Genomic DNA, 16,608 nt, shown 5'->3' with positions numbered 1-16,608 from the left:
GGCACGCGTGTCGCGACCGGAGCGGGGATGCGTGCGCGTGCCGTGACCGAAGCGGGACGGACGGGGCGGCCGGTGGCCGGACCAGCGAAGCGAAGGAGACACCGATGAGGCCGGTCCGACAGACGCGACGTGCCGTTTGTGCGGTCGCCGTTGTGCTCGCCGCCGCGCTGGCGGCCGGCGGCTGCGGTGCCGCGGGCTCGGTCGAGGAGGCGGCGGCCGTACCGGAGTCCGCACCCGCACCCGCCTCGGCGTCTGCGGAGCCCGCCGGACCGACGCCCGGTCCCACCACCCCGGTGCCGGTGCCCGACACCCTGCGGTTCACCGGGCAGACCCTGGCCGGTACGCAGTTCGACGCCGCCGCCCTGGCCGGTCGCCCGGTGGTGCTCTGGTTCTGGGCGCCCTGGTGTGCCACCTGCGCCAGCCAGGCGTGGACCATCGCCGAGATCGAACCCGGCTTCCGGGACACCGTGCCGATCATCGGCGTCGCCGGGCTCGGCGAACGCAAGGCGATGACCGACTTCGTCACCGAGTTCGAACTCGGCCCGATGCCGCAGATCGAGGACCGGCAGGGCACGCTCTGGAAGCGGTTCGGAATCGTCGAGCAGAGCACCTTCGTGATCATCGATCGTGAGGGCAAGGTCGCGCACAAGGGGTGGCTCGACGGGGAGGACCTCACCCGCCGGGTCACCGCGCTGGCCGCCTGATGGAGGCGCCGCTCCTGCTCGCGCTGACCGCGGGCATGCTCGGCGCGGTCAACCCGTGCGGCTTCGCGATGCTGCCGGCGTACCTGTCGCTGCTGGTCGCCGGGGCCACCGACACCCGGGGTGCGGTGGGCCGGGCACTCACCGCCGCCGCGGCGCTCACCTGCGGGTACGTGCTGGTGTTCGGCGCCTTCGGCCTGGCCCTGGCCCCGTTCGCGGGTTGGCTGCGTCCCCGGCTGCCGTGGTTCACCGTCGGGCTGGGACTGCTGCTCCTGCTGCTCGGTTGCTGGCTGCTCGCCGGACGACGGCTGCCCAGCCTGCGTCCGCTGACCCGGGCGCCCCGGCTGACCCGCAGTTGGCCGTCGATGGTGCTGTTCGGCATGGCGTACGCGACCGCCTCGCTGGGCTGCGCCATCGCACCGTTCCTGGCGATCGTGGTGACCAGCCTCCAGGCCGGGTCGACCGGGCGCGGGCTGGCGCTGTTCGGGGCGTACGCCCTGGGGATGGGGTTGGTGGTCGCGGTGGCCGCGCTCGGCGTGGCGCTGCTGCGCGGCGAGGTGGTGGCCCGGCTGCGGGGCGCCGGTGCCTGGGCCCCTCGCGTGAGTGGTCTGGTGCTGCTGCTCGCGGGCGGCTACGTCGCCTGGTACGGCTGGTACGAGGCGCGGCTGGCCGCCGGTCGGCGCGAGGCGCTCGCCGATCCGGTGGTGAGCGCCGCCGCCGGTGTCCAGCGGTGGCTGGCGGCGACGCTGGACAGCGCAGGTCCGGCGGTGCTCGTCGCGGCTGTCGGCGTGTTGCTGCTAGCCGGCTTGCTGCGAAGGAAGGGCACCTTGTTAACGCCTGCGGTAGAACAGGGGTCCCCTGCTAACACCGGACGGGGGCCGCACGCGGCTGACACCGGACGGGGGCCGCACGCGGCGACCCCCGACGAACCGGTCAGCGCGGGGTGAGTCGGTCGGTGCCGATCCGGTCGCGGAGCACCTCGGGCACCAGCACCGAACCGTCGGCCTGCTGGAACTGCTCCAGGATGGCCGGCAGCAGCCTGCTGGTCGCCAGCGCCGAGCCGTTCAGCGTGTGGACGAACCGGGTCTGCTTGCCGCCCGGCTCGCGGTAGCGGATCGCCGCCCGTCGGGCCTGGTAGTCACCGCCCCAGGAGACCGACGAGACCTCCTTGTACTTGCCGGTGCTGGGCATCCACACCTCGATGTCCAGCGTCTTGCGCATCGAGGCGCTGGAGTCGCCGGCCGCCAGCAGGCTGCGCTGGTAGTGCAGGCCCAGCCCCTCGACCAGGCTCTCCGCGTGGGCGACCATCTGCTCCAGCGCGGCGTCGGCCTGCTCGGGCAGGGTGAACTGGAAGATCTCCACCTTGTTGAACTGGTGGCCCCGGACGGTGCCGCGCTCGTCCGAGTGCGAGCCCGCCGCCTCACGGCGGTAGCAGGGGGTGTACGCGAACACCCGCAGCGGCAGCTTCGCGGTCTCCAGGATCTCGTCCTGGTATGCGCCGAGGATCGCCGTCTCCGCCGTCGGCAGCAGGAACTGCCCGCGCGGCGCGGACTGCTTGTCCAGGTGGTAGACGTCGTCGTAGAACTTCGGGAACTGGCCGGCGGCGAAGCCCGCAGTGTCCAGCAGCAGGTGCGGCGGGAGCAGGAACTCGTACCCGGCCTCGATGTTGCTCTCGATCAGCCAGTTGACCAGCGCCCACTCCAGGCGGGCGCCCAGACCGGTGTACATCCAGAAGCCCGACCCGCCCAGCTTGACCCCGCGCTCGTGGTCGACCAGGCCCAACGCCCGGCTCAACTCGACGTGGTCGCGGATCTTCTCGATCGCCGGGGGTGCGCCGAAGGTCTTCACCACCCGGTTGGCCTCCTTGCCGCCGGGGACCACGTCCTCGGCAGGCAGGTTGGGCAGTTCGCTCATCACGGTACGCAGCCGTGCCTGCACCTCGTCGAGTTCGCTCTCCAACTCGGCGATCTGCTTCCGGCCGACCTCGGAGGTCGCCTCCGGCTCGACACCGGCCCGCTTCGCCTGCGCGTACGCCCGGGCCTCGGCCTTGCGGCGCTGGCGTTCCCCGTCGATCTCACTGATCAGCCGGCGACGCTCCCGGTCGAGCTGCTGGATGTCGTCCAGCGCCCGGTCGACCTCGGCGGCTTCGAGCCGCTTCGCCAGCGCGGTCGCCACCGCGTCGCGATCCTTCCGGATCAACTCCATGTCGAGCATGCTGCTCCGTACGCCTCCGTCCGGAAGTCGGGTGGACTACCAGATGCTACCGCCGCGCCCGGATCGCCCCGACTCCCGCACCCGGCACACCGATCCTGCTCGGCAACGCGCTCGCGCGGAGCCGGTGGTCCGGTCCGCGCGGGCCCACTGCCAGAGGCAGCCGCCGGTGGGCGGGCTCGCGCGGAGCCGGTGGGCGCGCTCGGTCAGAGGCGGATCGGCATCAGGATGGAGAAGGCGCCCTCGTCGTCCGGGCGGCGGATCGCCAGCGGGGTGACCGGGCTGTCCAGTTCGAGCACCAACCGCCGGCCACCGGCCGCGTCCAGCGCGTCGAGCAGGTACTCGCCGTTCACGCCGACCCGCAGTTCGGCGTACTCGCGGTCAGCGTCCGGGCCGCTGTCGGCCGGGCCCCTGCCGTCCGGGCCGCTGTCGGCGAGGTCGGGCGAGCCGGGCAGGTCGGCGGCGTGGTGCAGGTCGTCGGGGCCGAGCAGGCGGAGTCCGTCGCCCGACCCCCACCCGAGTACGGTCACCGGCAGCGCAGCCCCGGCGTACTCGCGGGTCAGCGTGGGCCCGCCCGCCCGCAGCGCGCCGGCCAGCCACTCACCGTCCACCGTGATGCGGTGTGTCGGCCCGTGCGCGCCCGCCCGTGGCAGCAGCACGTGGTAGTCGGGGAAGTCGTCCGGCAGCGCCGTGGCGTGCAACTCCCGCCCGGCCACGTCGGCGTGCAGCCGGGACGCGGTCACCGTCAGCCGTACCTCGTGCGCGTCGATGTCCGGGTCGGTCACCAGTCGGCGCAGCCCGTCCACCGCCGGCAGCGGCAGCAGCGTACGCACCGCCGGGCCGTCCACCGCCGCGTGGACGGTCGCCACCGCCAGCCGGTGCCGGTCGGTCGCCACCAGTCGTACGCCTGTGTCGGTCACGTCGAACAGGACACCGGTGAGCGCAGGCAGGTCCGGATCGGTCCCGACGGCGAAGCGGACGGCGGCCACGGCGGCGGTGAGTCCCGCACGGTCCACGGTGAGCCGGGTGGCGGCCGTCGACTCGTCGAGCGGCACCAGTGCCCGGATCCGGGACACCTCGCGGCGCGCGTCGGCCAGTCCGTCGGCCAGTCGGCGCAGTTGGGTGTCGAGCAGCCGGTGCACGACGGCTGGTTCGGCGCGTACCGCCTGGGCGATCTCGGCGACCGGCAGGCCCACCCGGCGCAGTCCGGCGACGAGCCGGGCCGAGGCCACCTGCTCGTCGGTGTAGCGGCGATATCCGGTCACCGGGTCCACCCGCGCCGGCACCAGGACCCCGGCGGCGTCGTAGAACCGCAGGGCACTCACCGTCAGCCCGCTGTCCCGGGCCACCTCGCCGATGCTGCGCAGGTCACGATCCACCCCGCAGATCCTGCCGCCTCGACCAGGTCGAGGGTCAACCCGGCTCCCGACCACCGAAGCCCGACCCCCGACGGTCGTTCGGATGTTAGGAAGGGGCCCTTCCTATGCACGAGGCGTTAATAAGGTGCCCTTCCTTTCACCTCACCCGAGGATGCGGAAGGTGAGGCCGGCGGCGGTGAGTCGGGTCAGCAGCGCGTCGCCCATCGCGGTCACCGGCGTGACCTGGCCGGACGTGGCCGGCAGGTCGTCCAGGGCGAGGCAGAGGGCGGATTCGGCGAGCATCTTGGCGGTCTCGTCGTAGCCGGGGTCGCCGCCGGCCACCTCGGTGACCACCCGACGGCCGCCGCCGGTGCCCACGAAACGGACCCGGAACCACGATTCGGCCCGCTGCTCGGCGCTCGGGCCCTGGCCGGAGGAGAGCCGTCCGAGCAGCCAGCGCCGGGCCGGGGGCAGCCGGGTCAGCCCGGCCAGCGCGCCCAGGCCGACGCCCGCCATCAGCACGGTGGGCAGGCGTTTGACGGCCGCGAAGTGCCGGTAGCGGAAGTCCGGACCGTACTCGGGTCGGGCCGCCGCCGAGCGGCGGACCACCTGCGGGTCGATGGTCGGCAGCGGCACCGCCCAGACCGGCAGGTCCCGCGACCGGGCCAGCTTGCCCGGCACGGCGCGGACCCGGCGGTCGGTGGGTCGCGGTTCGGCGGCCCGCCGCTCGCGGGCCGCCCGGGACGTCTCGGCCCGCCGGGAGAAGGCGGTCAGCGCCGAGTGGTACGTGCCGGCGGAGAACCGGCCGCCGGCCCGTACGTAACCGTCGACGGTGATCGGCACGTCGGCGGGGAGTTGCTTGACGGTGAACCAGACGCCCAGGTCGTGCGGGATCGAGTCGAAGCCGCAGGCGTGCACCAGCCGGGCGCCGGTGCGGGTCGCCTCGGCGTGGTGCCGGAGGTACGTCTGGTCGACGAACTCGGGTTCGCCGGTGATGTCGAGGTAGTCGGTGCCGGCCGCCGCGCACGCCGCCACCAGCGGTTCCCCGTGGTGCACGTACGGGCCGACGGTGCTCGCCACCACCCGGGCCTGCGCGGCCACCTCCCGTAGCGACGCCGGGTCGGTGACGTCGGCGGTGAGCAGTGGCAGGTCCGCCAGGGCCGGCGTGATCGCGACCAGCCGGTCCCGGACGGCGGCCAGTTTGTCGGGGTTGCGCCCGGCGATCGCCCAGCGCAGTCCGGCCGGCGCGTGCCGGGCCAGGTACTGCGCGGTCAGCTCACCGGTGAACCCGGTCGCCCCGAACAGCACGACGTCGTACGTCCGTTCCGCAGCCATCCCGCGATGATGTCATCCACCAGGCCGGACGTCGATCGATGGCGGCTCGTGCGGGGTGAACACGGCCCGTACGCAGTCGTCGGGACGGTCGCGGAGGAGCGCGTACCCCTGGGCCGCCCGCTCCAGCGGGAAGTGGTGCGTGGCCAGGTGCTCGGTCCGCAGCTCGTCGCGGGCCATCCGGTCCAGCAGCATCGGGATGTACCGCTGGCCGTGCTGGCGCGCCCCGCGCACGGTGAGCCCCTTGTGCACCACCGCGCCGGTCGGGAACGCGTCGACGACGCGGGCGCCGCCGTTGAGCACGAAGACGGTGCCGCCCTTGCGGCAGGCGTGCACCGCCTCGCGCAGCGCCTCGGGTGTGCGGCGGCGTCCGGTGAAACGGTCCGCCAGCGACCGGGGTTCCTCGGCCGGGCCGCCGACCGCCTCCACGCAGACGTCCGGCCCCCGCCCGCCGCTGAGTTCGCGCAGTTCCGCCAGCACGTCGGTGTGCCGCAGGTCGAGGGTGTGGGCGCCGGTGTGCTGACGGGCCATCAGCAGCCGCCCCGGATGCCGGTCGACGACCACCACCCGGTCGGCGCCGAGCAACCCGGCCGCCCGGGCGGTCAACTGCCCCACGGCCCCGGCGCCCCAGACGGCCACCACGTCGCCGGGGCGGACCGCGCCCAGGTCGGCGGCCATCCAGCCGGCCGGGGCGGCGTCCGAGGCGAACAGGGCCCGGTCGTCGCCGACGGACTCCGGCACGGTGAACGCCCCGACGTCGGCGTAGGGCACGCGTACGTACTCGGCGTGGCTGCCGGCGAAGCCACCGGCGGCCCGGGGCTGGCCGAAGCAGCCCGCCACCGGGTGCCCCCACTCCGCCTCACCGGCGGCCGGCTCGGTGCTGCCGTTGTCGCAGCACGCCGGCAGCCCACGCCGGCAGTACCAGCAGGCGCCGCAGGCCACCGAGGCGCAGACCACCACCCGGTCACCGACCCGGTGCCGGCGGACTGCCGTACCGACCTCCAGCACGTCACCGAGGAACTCGTGGCCGAGTACGTCGCCGGGGGACGGGCCGGGTGTCCGCCCGGCGAGCAGCGGCAGGTCCGCGCCGCAGGTGGCGCTGCGGCGTACCCGGACGATCATGTCCTGGTCGTTGCGCAGCTCCGGGTCGGGGACCTGGCGCACGGCCAGTTCCCCGCCGGAGGTCACGCAGAGCGCCCTCATCCCGGCGGGCGCGCCGGACGGTCGGTGGGCCGGCGGTCGGCGCGCAACACCTCACCGGCCTCGACGAGCTGCTTGACCTGCCACAACGCCTGGCGCAGCAGGAGCTGCGGGTCGTCGCCGACCAGGTGCGCGGCGAACCCGGGCCAGGTGGTGTCGGGCAGTGCTCGGGCGGCCAGTTCGACGCCCCGGTCGCCGGGCGCGGCGCGCAGCGTGACGTCGACGGCGCCGTCGAGCCGACGCAGCGGCTCGGGCCAGCCGCGTGCCGGCAGGACCTCCTCCGCCGGGCGGTCGACCGTCACCACCTGCCAGCGCCCGGCGCGGGCACCGGCGGGCTCCCGGCCGCGTCCGGCCCACCGGCGCGCGACCACCACCCGGGCGGTACGGGCCGCCGCCGCACCGAGGACGCCGGCCACCGCGACGACCGTCCTGACCCGTCCCACTCGCACCTCCGGATCCGTGTCCGCCCCGATCGTCCGGATCGGCGGCCCGACCGGCGGACGGAACCTCCCCACGGTCGCCCGGGGTCAGGTGAACCCGACTCGCCCCGAAGGGGTGAACCGCTGCCGGTGGGGTAACCGCCCGCCGCAGGACCGGGGGAGGGATACGCGTCCGTGGGGGTGGGCCGGATGCCGGATGACCGCAGCACCGTACGGACCGCCGGGGCGGTCGGCGTACCGGCCGGCCCGCCCCTGCTGGCGTCGCGGCTGACGCCTGCCGTGCTGCCGAGACCGGTGGTGCTGCGTCCCCGGCTGGCCCGACTGCTGGACGAGGGGGTGGCGTCCCCGGTCACGCTGGTCCGTGCGCCCGCCGGTTGGGGCAAGACCACGCTCCTCGCGTCGTGGCGGCAGGCCGTGACCGAGGCCGACCCGGACGCCCCGGCACCGGCCTGGATCTCGGTGGAGGCGGGCGACGACATCGACCGCCTCTGGTCGTACCTGGCGGCGGCGCTGCGATCGGTCGCGGACCCAGGAGGGGACCCGGCCGCGACGCCGGTGCCCGACCGCGCCCCGCGCCCGGACGAGCTGGAGGTGCTCGCCGCCGCCCTGGCCGCCCGGGAGCGACCCGTGGTGCTGGTCCTGGACGACCTGCACCGCGTCACCGATCCGGCCGCCCTGGCCGGACTGGAGTTCCTGCTACGCCACACCGAGCAGCGGCTGCGGGTGGTGGCGGCCGGGCGCGCGGGCCTGCCGCTGGCGGTGCACCGGCTGCGGCTGGCCGGTGAACTGACCGAGATCGGTCCGGGTGACCTGGCCTTCACCGCCGACGAGGTGGCCGACCTGCTGACCGCGCACGGCGTGGCGGTGCCGGCCGCCGCCGTCGAGCGGCTGCGCGGGCGTACCGAGGGCTGGGCGGCGGCCCTGCGGATCACGGCGCTCGCGCTGCACGGGCAACCGGACCCGGACCGGTGGATCACCCAGCTCGGCGCGGACCAGCCGGCGGTCGCCGGCTACCTGCGTGAGGAGGTGCTCGCCGGGCTGGAACCGGCGGATCGGGACCTGCTGCGCCGCGCGGCGGTCACCGACACCGTCTGCGCCGGGCTGGCGGTGGCGCTGACCGGCGACACCGACGCGGAGGGGCGGCTCGGCGCGCTCGCCGAGGACGTCGGGCTGCTGCACCCCGACGGTGGCCGTCCGGTCTGGTACAGGTGCCATCCGCTCCTGGCCGACCTGCTGCGCCGCGAACTGGCCCGGTTGCCCGCCGAGGAACAGCGTGACCTGCACCTGCGCGCGGCGAGCTGGTATGCCGGCAACAGCCGACCGGCGGACGCGCTGCGGCACGCGCTCGTGGGCGGCGACTGGACGACCGCGACCGACCTCTTCGTGACCGGCTGGCCGGAGTTGGCGTACGACCGGGGTGGCCCGACCGGGCCGGTGCCCGCGCCGCCCCCGGCGGAGGCGGTGTCACGGGACCCGGAACTGGCGCTGGCCTGCGCCGCCCAGCGGGCCGTCGACGGCGACTCCGACGCGGCCCACCAGCACCTGCGCCTGGCCGCCGGGCACGCCGAGGCCCTGCCGGAGCCGCGCCGCAGCCGGTTCGCCCGGCTGGTCGCCGCCGTCGAACTCACCCTGGCCCGGCTGGCCGGCGACGTCGAGGCGGTACGCGCCACCGCCGCCCGCCTGCTCGCCACCCGCCCCGCCGCCGCATCGCCCGCTGTCGCATCGCCCGTCGCAACGTCCGCTGTCGCGGAGCCCGCCGTCGTGGAGGCCACGGCGGGGCGGCACGCCCTCGTCGCTCCGGACGGGGGCGCGACGGTCCGCGCCGACGACCCACGGGCCGGCACCGGGGACGACGCCGACGTGCGGGCGGTGGCCGGTACGGCCTCGGCTCTGCTCGCCCTCGACGCCGGTGAGCTGGCCGCTGCGGCGAGCGGGTTCGCGTCGGCGCTGGCGGCGGCCCGGACGGCCGGTCGACCCCGCACCGAACTGGTCTGCGCCAGCCGGTGGGCGCTGCTCGCGGCGCTGCGCGGCGAGCTGCGTGCGGCCGAGGAGGCGGCCCGCGCGGCGCTGGCCCTGCCGCCCTGCCGGGGCTGGTCGGCGCAGCTCGACTGCGGCTACGCCCATCTGGCGTTGGCACTGGTGGCGCTGCATCGGGACCAGCCTGCGGAGGCCGAGGCGAACCTGGCCCTGGCGGCACCGGCGGGCGAGGAGGCGGCAGCCGGCACGGTGGCGGCCTGGTGTCGGGCCCACCTGCGCGGCGACGAGGGGGATCTCGCGGTGGCCCACCGGCTGCTGGTGGAGGCCCGGAGTCGCTGGTCCGGCCGGGGCGGTGAGCTGGCTGTCCGGCTCCGGGCGGCCGAGGCGGACCTGCACGGCACGCGGGGTGACCTGCCGACGGCCCGGGACCTGGCCGGTGACCACGTGGATCCGCCGGCCGCCGCGCTGGCGGTGGCCGCCGCCCGGGTCGAGCTGCGGGCCGGCGACCTCCGCGCCGCCGCCCGCCTGCTGCCGGAGTGGTCCGCGCCGTCGTCGGCCGACTGGCCCCTGCCGGTACGCCTGGACGCCGCGCTGCTCGACGCGGTGCTCGCGGCCCGGAGCGGGGACGGGCGGCGGGCCGGCCGGACGGTGGAGCAGGCGCTCGACCTGGCGGGCCCGGACGGGTACCGGCGACCGTTCACCCGGGCCGAGCCGGGCCTGCGTGACCTGCTCGTCGCTCACCTGGACTCCGGCACGGCACACTGGCCGACGGTCAGTGACCTGGTCCGTGCCGTCGAGGTGCCGGACGAGCGGAGTCCGGTCGGCGCGTCGTCGGCGACACTGGACGAGCCGTTGACCGAGCGGGAGCTGACCATCCTGCGGTACCTGCAGAGCATCCTCTCCAACGTGGAGATCGCGGCCGAGCTGTCCGTCTCGGTGAACACCGTCAAGACGCATGTGCGCAACATCTATCGCAAGCTGGACGCCACCCGCCGTCGGGACGCCGTACGCCGGGCCCGCCAACTGCGCCTCATCTGATCCGGACAGCCGACGGTGGCGGGTCGGACGCTCACCCGCCACCGTCGACACCGCCCGGCCTCAGCCGGTGGCGTCGTCGACCACGGTCAGGAGGGTGCCCAGGTCGACGTCGCCGTCGTGGCGGTCACCGTTGACGAACAGGGTGGGGCTGGCGTCCACGCCGCTGCGGATCGCGCCGACGAAGTCCTGCCGGATCCGGTCACCACCGGCGTGCCGCCCGATCTCCGCGTCCACCTCGTCGACCGGCAGGTCGAGCTGCTCGATGCCGAGGGTCAGGTGCACCGGGTCGAGCTGGTCCTGGTGCTCGTAGAGCCAGTCGTGCATCTCCCAGAACCGTCCGCGCCGACCGGCGGCCTCCGCCGCCTCGGCGGCCCGTTCCGCGTACGGGTGGATGTTGGCGATGGGGAAGTGCCGGTAGACGAGTCGGACGCTGTCGGGCCGCTGCCGCAGGACCTCCTTGAGGTCGCGGTGGGCGGTGCCGCAGAACGGGCACTGGAAGTCGCCGTACTCGACGATCGTCACCGGCGCGTCCACCGGGCCCCGGACGTGGTCGTGCTCCGTGACGGGTGTGCGGAGCCGCGCAGTGACCTGCAATGGCGTGGTCAGCCGATCGGTCATACCCGCCAGTCTGCTGTCCGGCCGGGTGAGGCGGGGTCACCCGGCCGGGGTGGTTGCCGCAGGACGGCTCAGCCCAGCACCGGGGCCACCGCGATGTGGTTCTGCACCTCGCGGATGCCGGGAGCGGACCAGACGACCCGTTCGACCTCGGCGCGCTCGGGCATCGAGTGCACCAGTCCGCCCAGCAGCACCGTGTCGCCGTGTACGCGTACCGTGACCTGTTCGGCCTCGGTGGCCCGGTTGCGGGCCAGCGCGTCGACGATCCGCTCGGCCAGTTCGGCACCGTCGGGGCGTACCGAGGGCCGCACGACGAGACCGTCGCTCACCCCGCGTACGCCGCCGAGCTCGGCGACCGCCTGCTGGGCAGCCCGCCGTTGGTACTCCCACTCGACCTCGCCGTGCAGGGTGACCCAGCCCTGCGAGACCGTCACGTCGATCTGCTCGACCGGCACGAACGCGTGCCACTGGAGGGCGTGCGTCACGGCGGCGGCGATCTCCGGGTCGGTGCGCTCCGCACCGGTGGCCGTGTGCACGGCGAGGTCGTTGGCGACGGCCCGGACCTGGGCGACCCGGTGGGCGGCCTGTTCCGCCGCCCACTTCTTGGCGTACCCGTCCACCCGTCCGGTCAGCGTCACCACGCCCTCCGCGACGGTCACCCCGATCTCGTGCGGCCGGACCCGGGGCTCCCAGTCGAGTTCGTCGAGCACCGCGCTCCGGATGCGCTCGTCGGTGCGCTGGATCGTCGAGATGCCGACCATCTCCTCGCTCCTCTCGCGGTGGCGGCTGCGGACCGGTGCCGGTCCGCCGGGACCGAGCCTGGTCGAGGCGCGGGTGATCCGGCCTCACCCGCGTCGGGCGAGACGCCGCGCACAGGTGTTCTGGCGAGACGTCGCGCACAGCTGTTCTGGCGAGACGTCGCGCACAGATGTAAGGAAGGGTCCCCTGCTATGCACGAGGCGTTAGCAGGGGACCCTTCCTTACATCTCCGTCAGGTCAGCGGACCGGCGGGGGAGTCGGGGCGCTCGACGTCGACGAACTCGATGTCGTCGGTGGCCCGGTCCCGGCTGCCGGCGGCCCGCGCGGCACTGCCGGCGGCCCAGCCGATCGCGGCACCGACCAGGGCCGCGCCGATCAGCAGGGTCCAGGGCAGCGCGGGACGACGTCCGGCGAGCGCGTCGAAGGCCACGCTGGCCCGGTGCCGCGCCTCCTCGGCGGCCGATCCGACCAGGTCACCGGCGTCGTCGGCGAAGCCGGCCGAGGTGTGCCGGGCCGAACGGGCGGCGTCCCGGATGCTGTCGCCGGCCGAGACGAGGTGTTGCCACGCCTGGTCCGTGATCTGCTCCGGCTTGCTGCGACGGTCCAGCAGGTTGCTTCCGAACATGTGGTTCCCTCCTCGACAGTGCCGAAGCCGGTGGCCAGGTCAGACCTCGGACGTCGGCGGTTCGCCACCGACGCTGTGCCCCGCCGGACACCGCCGCAAACCCGCGTGCGCGTCGTCGGTGCCGCTCACGGTCGGCGCGCCCGGACGGTGCGGATCAGCTCGGGGACACCACCGCGACGACCGCCGCGCGGGCGAAGTCGTCGTCATCGTCATCGTCGTCATCGCCTCCGCCGCCGAACCCGCAGGCGAGCAGGAGGGCGAGCAGCGCGCTGACGCCGGCCAGACCGGCGAGCCTACGAAGCATCCGTCGTCCCTTCGTCGTGGTCGTCACCGGTGATGCTAGGCACACTCCGCCACCGGCACCGGACGGTCGCAGGTCAGGCCGCCGGATGCGGGGGCACGCCGGGGTGCCGGATATCGGACGGGCGAGCCTCGGCCCGCTACCCTGGTTCGTCGGTGCGAGCCCCGGTTCGCACCGAGTGATAGGACGTATAAGTTCGGATATGGGTGATTTGACATGCCGATGTCCGCGAATTGCTCATCCCGAGGGGTGGCGACCGAGGCCGTCGGAGGAATACTCTCGGTCGCGGCCCGCGTACTGATGAGGCGCCCGTCGTACGGGCGAGTGGAGGTGCTCGCGTGAGCCTGTCGATCCTGCAGACGGTTCGGCCCGGTGGTGTCATCGAGATCGCCCCTCGGGGCGAGATCGACGTCGACACCGCGTACGAGGTGAAAGAGGCCATCGCCGAAGTGCTGGCCAAGGGGCGGCCGGCCCGGATCGAGCTCAACATGCGGCTGGTCACCTTCATCGACTCGGTGGGCATCAGCGCGATGGTCGCCGGTTTCCAGACGGCTGAGGTCAGCGGCGTGAAGCTGATCGTCACCGAACCCAGCCGGTTCGTGCACCGACAGCTCTGGGTGACCGGGCTGCTCGGTCTCTTCGGCGCGCCGGAGCCGTACTACGCCGGCGCCACCGCCACCCCCGAGGTCCTTCCCGGCGGCTGACCGTCAGTCGCCGTCGAGGCCGGACAGGTTCACGTCGGACACCTCGGTGACGGCGCGGACCGCCGTCACCGTGGCGTACCCGTCGGCGAGCCACGCCAGGTCGGTCCCGGGCTGCACCGACTGACCGGGCTCCTCCAGCGCGGTACGCACGAAACCGTGGCCGGACTCGGCAACGGTCATCTGCACCTGGCCGAAGGTCGCCAGCCCCGCCCGGCGTACGCCCCGCAGCCGCTCCAGCGGCACGTCCGGCGAGTTGACGTTGAGCACGCTCTCCACCGGCCCGGCGGTCAGCCGGGGGAGCAGGTCCAGGGCCACGTGGGCGGCGGTGGCCCAGTTCCGTTCGGCGTCGCGTACCCGGGCTGCGGCGGCCACCGCGGCGCCTCCGCTGACGGCGGTCGCCTCACCGACGGAGAGCACGTCCAGCGACACCGCCAACGCCCGGCAGCCGTTGGCGGCGGCGGTGAACGCCGCACCCACGGTGCCGGAGTGCAACACCGCCCGACCGGCGTTCGCCCCCCGGTTGATCCCGGAGAGCAGCACCGACGGCGGGGGCCCGAACGCGCCGTGCACGGCGATCAACGCGATGAAACCGGGGGACCCGCCGACCCCGAAGGCCGGCACCCCGGCCAGCTCCGGCAGCGGATGCTCACGGACCACCACCTGCCCGTCCTGCTCCAGCGCGCTCATCGCGGCGCTGGTGCCGCTCGCCTCCTCCAGCGGCGCGGCGACCACCACGTCCAACCCCCGGTCGACGGCGGCCCGGGCCAGCGCCTGGATACCCGGCGCGGCGATCCCGTCGTCGTTGGTGATCAGCACCCGCAGCGTCATGCGCCACCCACCCGGTGGGCCAACTCGTCGGGGGTGGTGCGTTCCTGCCGGCGGACTCCGGCGGGCTCCAGGCGTACCCGGTCCACCAGCCCGGTGATCGAGTCGAGCCGCCCGGTGCCCAGCCCGTGCCGGGTGACGTTGAGCGCGCCGGCCGCCGCGCCGGTCCGGATCGCGGTGCGTACGTCGCCGCCGCGCGCCACCACGGCGGCCACGCTGGCGGTCATCGAGTCACCCGCACCGCGCGGGTCGGCCGCCTCCAGGCGCGGCATCCGCACCTCGAAGACCTCGCCGTCGACGAGGGCCAGCGCGGGCTTGTCGGCGCGGCTGACCACCACGTTCTCGGCACCGTTGGCGTGCAGGTCGTGCATCGCCCGGGTGAGCTGCTCCTCGTCGTCGTCGGTCGCGAGGCCGTCGGCGATCAGCTCCTCGTGGCTGACCTTGACGAAGAAGACCCCGCTCTCCAGCACCGCCGTCAGGTGGTCACCGCAGAGGTCCACCACCACCCGGCTGCCGTTGGCGCCGAGGTCGGCGGCGAAGCGGCGGTACAGGTCGGCGGGGACCAGCGACGGGTCGTTCGGGCCGCTCAGGATGCTCACCGCCGCGCGCAGTCCCTCGCCGAGCGCCAGGTTGTAGAGCTCGTCCAGCTCGTGCCGGCTCAGCGGCTGCCCGGTCACGTCGACGAGTTCCTGCCGGGTGCCGTCCCGGCGGTCGTGCACGTACCCGCCGCTGCCGCCAGAGTCCCGCGCCACCACCTTGAGGTCGACGCCCTCGCTGACGAGCAACGGCTCCAGCACCTGCCCGATCTCGCCGCCGAGCGCGGTGCAGAGCACCACGTCGACACCGTGGGACAGCACCATCCGGGCCTGCCAGACGCCCTGACCGCCGGGGTGCAGGTGCAGCTCCGGCGTCTCGTTGGGCTGGTCGATGGTGACCGTGAGCAGGGGGGTCGGCGCGAAGACCATCACATGGCCGGTCGCCGCGCTCACGACACACCGTCGCACTGGGTCCGCTGCGGTCCGCTCATAACCGTTCCTCCCGGTCGCCACGAAATGTCCGCTTCGATGTCGACGGTAACGAAGGTGGCGCGAGAGCGCGCGGCGACGGGCGGGTGGATTCGAGGCGGGCGCGTCGGGGTGCGGGAACGACGACGCCGGGTGGACCCACCCGTGAGGGCGGCCACCCGGCGTGTCGTGCGGGTCAGTACACCGAGAGGTGCACGTGGTTGGTGTGGTCGCTGGAGGGGTCGCCACGCGCGCCGCTGTACGTCCGCCAGCCGCTGCTGGGCAGCCAGATCTGCTTGTACCAGATCACGTAGAGCACGGCGAGACGGTCGGCGTTGTTGACGTAGAACGCCGCCAGGTTGTTGCCGTACGTCCGGTCGCCGCCGGTGGCGGCCCCGCCGAAGCCGTTCTTCTGCGCCGCGAAGTCGCAGGCCCGCCCCTTCGGGTGCTCACCCGAGCCGCCAGCGCGGTAGCAGGAGACGTACCGGGTGAAGCCGGCCGCCTTGGCCTGGTTGAGCGCGTGCAGGGTGCGCGGGGTGATGCAGCCGTTGGCCGGCGTGGGGTCGTTGACGCTGCACGACTCGGACGGCCAGGAGCCGTTGGAGTTGCGGGGCGCCGGCTTGGCCGTGGGGCTGCTGGAACCGCCGCTGCGTGCCGGGGCCCGACTGGCCCGCTCCTCCGCCGCGGCCCGCTCGGCTGCCCGCTCCTCCCGTTCCTCGGCCACCGTCAGCGAACGCTCGGCCTGCTCCTTGCGCTTGGCCATCACGGCCACCTGCTTGCGCTGCTCCTGCACCTCGACGTCGAGGGCCTGCTTGGTCTTGCCGACCTCGTCCCGGCTGGCCCGCAGGTCGCGCAGGGCGCGCTCCTCGTTGGCCGCCACCGCGTCCAGTGCCGCCGCGCGGTCCATGAAGCCGGCCGGGGATCCGCTGTTGAGCAACGCCGACGCGGCACCGAGTCGGCCGCTGCGGTACGCCTGCGCGGCGATCTCGGCGACCTTGGTGCTGCGTTCGGTGAGCTGGCCCTCGGTCGTGGTGAGCTGCTCGGCCAGCTTCTTCTGCCGGTCGACCGAGCGGTCCAGGGCGGTCTTGGCGTCGAGGTAACCCTTGCTGGCCGCCTCCAACTGGGCGCGCAGCGCCGGGGTGCCGCCCTCGTCGCCGACGTCACCGGGAGCCGCGGAGGCGGCGCTGAACGGCGCCAGCGCGGCGCCCAGGGCAAGGGCGAGCCCCGCGGCTATCAGGGCCGCCATACGGGCGGCCGGTCTCACGGTTGCCACTGCTGGCATGCACATGTCCTTCCGTCAGCCGCCGACCGGGTTAGCTGACGGGTTCGGGACGGAAGATCCCTACCGCTGGACGCGGATGCACCCCTGGAACATGGTTCCCCGGTTCGCCCTGGCGGGCGATTAGGCGGCGGTCACCGCCGGCACCGTCGAGTGCCGCCTGGCGGAGGCCGGGTCCGAGCCTACCGGTGCTGGTGGGACCCGTGCAGCCGGTGTGACTCCTGGTGTTCCCCTGATCA

The 16,608-nt window shown here is 74.4% G+C and carries 16 protein-coding genes and 1 riboswitch; of the genes, 4 read left to right on the top strand and 12 right to left on the bottom strand.

The window, feature by feature from the left end; genetic code table 11:
* Positions 1–104 precede the first annotated feature (104 nt).
* Positions 105–704, top strand: coding sequence for a redoxin domain-containing protein (locus HUT12_RS25565; RefSeq protein ID WP_176094999.1), 600 nt, complete (start codon positions 105–107; stop codon positions 702–704).
* Positions 704–1,648, top strand: a complete 945-nt coding sequence (locus HUT12_RS25560; protein ID WP_254876954.1) for a cytochrome c biogenesis protein CcdA — start codon at positions 704–706, stop codon at positions 1,646–1,648. The genes HUT12_RS25565 and HUT12_RS25560 overlap by 1 nt, the downstream gene beginning before the upstream one ends.
* Here the strand turns inward: HUT12_RS25560 and serS are convergent.
* The 5 genes from serS to HUT12_RS32975 form a co-directional block, all read right to left on the bottom strand.
* Complete coding sequence (gene serS, locus HUT12_RS25555; RefSeq protein ID WP_131057101.1) at positions 1,635–2,915, bottom strand: serine--tRNA ligase; 1,281 nt, start codon at positions 2,913–2,915, stop codon at positions 1,635–1,637. The two genes, HUT12_RS25560 and serS, sit on opposite strands and share 14 nt — an antisense overlap.
* A 203-nt stretch (positions 2,916–3,118) precedes the next feature.
* On the bottom strand, positions 3,119–4,279 hold the full coding sequence (locus tag HUT12_RS25550; protein ID WP_131057103.1) for a MerR family transcriptional regulator: 1,161 nt from the start codon (positions 4,277–4,279) through the stop codon (positions 3,119–3,121).
* A 153-nt stretch (positions 4,280–4,432) separates the two neighbouring features.
* Positions 4,433–5,605, bottom strand: coding sequence for a trans-acting enoyl reductase family protein (locus tag HUT12_RS25545; RefSeq protein ID WP_176094998.1), 1,173 nt, complete (start codon positions 5,603–5,605; stop codon positions 4,433–4,435).
* Positions 5,606–5,617: 12 nt separating this feature from the next.
* On the bottom strand, positions 5,618–6,805 hold the full coding sequence (locus HUT12_RS25540) for an alcohol dehydrogenase catalytic domain-containing protein (RefSeq protein WP_176094997.1): 1,188 nt from the start codon (positions 6,803–6,805) through the stop codon (positions 5,618–5,620).
* Positions 6,802–7,176, bottom strand: coding sequence for a hypothetical protein (locus tag HUT12_RS32975; protein WP_254877078.1), 375 nt, complete (start codon positions 7,174–7,176; stop codon positions 6,802–6,804). The genes HUT12_RS25540 and HUT12_RS32975 overlap by 4 nt, the downstream gene beginning before the upstream one ends.
* A gap of 255 nt (positions 7,177–7,431) precedes the next feature.
* Here HUT12_RS32975 and HUT12_RS25530 point away from each other — a divergent pair, with 255 nt between their 5' ends.
* The gene (locus HUT12_RS25530; protein WP_176094996.1) at positions 7,432–10,257 is read left to right on the top strand and encodes a LuxR C-terminal-related transcriptional regulator; all 2,826 of its coding nucleotides are present in this window, start codon (positions 7,432–7,434) and stop codon (positions 10,255–10,257) included.
* Between the two features lie 60 nt (positions 10,258–10,317).
* Here the strand turns inward: HUT12_RS25530 and HUT12_RS25525 are convergent, their stop codons facing one another.
* The 4 genes from HUT12_RS25525 to HUT12_RS25510 all read right to left on the bottom strand — a co-directional run bounded on the left by HUT12_RS25525 (position 10,318) and on the right by HUT12_RS25510 (position 12,587).
* Complete coding sequence (locus HUT12_RS25525) at positions 10,318–10,863, bottom strand: DsbA family protein (protein WP_176095972.1); 546 nt, start codon at positions 10,861–10,863, stop codon at positions 10,318–10,320.
* An 80-nt stretch (positions 10,864–10,943) separates the two neighbouring features.
* Positions 10,944–11,633, bottom strand: coding sequence for a BON domain-containing protein (locus tag HUT12_RS25520; RefSeq protein ID WP_176094995.1), 690 nt, complete (start codon positions 11,631–11,633; stop codon positions 10,944–10,946).
* 230 nt (positions 11,634–11,863) lie between these two features.
* Complete coding sequence (locus HUT12_RS25515; protein WP_176094994.1) at positions 11,864–12,256, bottom strand: hypothetical protein; 393 nt, start codon at positions 12,254–12,256, stop codon at positions 11,864–11,866.
* Between the two features lie 154 nt (positions 12,257–12,410).
* Positions 12,411–12,587 (bottom strand): hypothetical protein, encoded by a 177-nt coding sequence (locus HUT12_RS25510; protein WP_176094993.1) that lies wholly within the window; start codon positions 12,585–12,587, stop codon positions 12,411–12,413.
* 308 nt (positions 12,588–12,895) lie between these two features.
* Between HUT12_RS25510 and HUT12_RS25505 the strand changes: the two genes are divergently transcribed.
* Positions 12,896–13,261 carry an STAS domain-containing protein gene (locus HUT12_RS25505; RefSeq protein WP_176094992.1) on the top strand — a complete coding sequence of 122 codons (366 nt, stop codon included), beginning with the start codon at positions 12,896–12,898 and terminating at the stop codon, positions 13,259–13,261.
* Between the two features lie 3 nt (positions 13,262–13,264).
* Here HUT12_RS25505 and surE read toward each other — a convergent pair whose 3' ends face one another.
* The 3 genes from surE to HUT12_RS25490 all read right to left on the bottom strand — a co-directional run bounded on the left by surE (position 13,265) and on the right by HUT12_RS25490 (position 16,372).
* Positions 13,265–14,089 carry a 5'/3'-nucleotidase SurE gene (gene surE / locus HUT12_RS25500; protein ID WP_131054396.1) on the bottom strand — a complete coding sequence of 275 codons (825 nt, stop codon included), beginning with the start codon at positions 14,087–14,089 and terminating at the stop codon, positions 13,265–13,267.
* On the bottom strand, positions 14,086–15,051 hold the full coding sequence (locus tag HUT12_RS25495; protein ID WP_131054400.1) for a 1-phosphofructokinase family hexose kinase: 966 nt from the start codon (positions 15,049–15,051) through the stop codon (positions 14,086–14,088). The genes surE and HUT12_RS25495 overlap by 4 nt, the downstream gene beginning before the upstream one ends.
* 235 nt (positions 15,052–15,286) lie before the next feature.
* A complete protein-coding gene (locus HUT12_RS25490; RefSeq protein ID WP_176094991.1) occupies positions 15,287–16,372 on the bottom strand; it encodes a hypothetical protein in 1,086 nt (361 codons plus the stop codon).
* Positions 16,373–16,376: 4 nt separating this feature from the next.
* Positions 16,377–16,509: riboswitch (cyclic di-AMP (ydaO/yuaA leader) on the bottom strand.
* Positions 16,510–16,608: the final 99 nt, after the last annotated feature.

This window comes from Verrucosispora sp. NA02020 (assembly GCF_013364215.1).
In the GTDB taxonomy this organism is placed as follows: Bacteria; Actinomycetota; Actinomycetes; order Mycobacteriales; family Micromonosporaceae; genus Micromonospora.
This window is presented reverse-complemented; position numbering and strand designations above follow the sequence as displayed.

Coding starts and splice junctions, on each gene's coding strand:
- HUT12_RS25565 (WP_176094999.1), top strand. CDS start 105: ATGAGGCCGGTCCGACAGACGCGACGTGCCGTTTGTGCGGTCGCCGTT.
- HUT12_RS25560 (WP_254876954.1), top strand. CDS start 704: ATGGAGGCGCCGCTCCTGCTCGCGCTGACCGCGGGCATGCTCGGCGCG.
- serS (WP_131057101.1), bottom strand. CDS start 2,915: ATGCTCGACATGGAGTTGATCCGGAAGGATCGCGACGCGGTGGCGACC.
- HUT12_RS25545 (WP_176094998.1), bottom strand. CDS start 5,605: ATGGCTGCGGAACGGACGTACGACGTCGTGCTGTTCGGGGCGACCGGG.
- HUT12_RS25540 (WP_176094997.1), bottom strand. CDS start 6,805: ATGAGGGCGCTCTGCGTGACCTCCGGCGGGGAACTGGCCGTGCGCCAG.
- HUT12_RS25530 (WP_176094996.1), top strand. CDS start 7,432: ATGCCGGATGACCGCAGCACCGTACGGACCGCCGGGGCGGTCGGCGTA.
- HUT12_RS25520 (WP_176094995.1), bottom strand. CDS start 11,633: ATGGTCGGCATCTCGACGATCCAGCGCACCGACGAGCGCATCCGGAGC.
- HUT12_RS25515 (WP_176094994.1), bottom strand. CDS start 12,256: ATGTTCGGAAGCAACCTGCTGGACCGTCGCAGCAAGCCGGAGCAGATC.
- surE (WP_131054396.1), bottom strand. CDS start 14,089: ATGACGCTGCGGGTGCTGATCACCAACGACGACGGGATCGCCGCGCCG.
- HUT12_RS25495 (WP_131054400.1), bottom strand. CDS start 15,051: ATGGTCTTCGCGCCGACCCCCCTGCTCACGGTCACCATCGACCAGCCC.
- HUT12_RS25490 (WP_176094991.1), bottom strand. CDS start 16,372: ATGCCAGCAGTGGCAACCGTGAGACCGGCCGCCCGTATGGCGGCCCTG.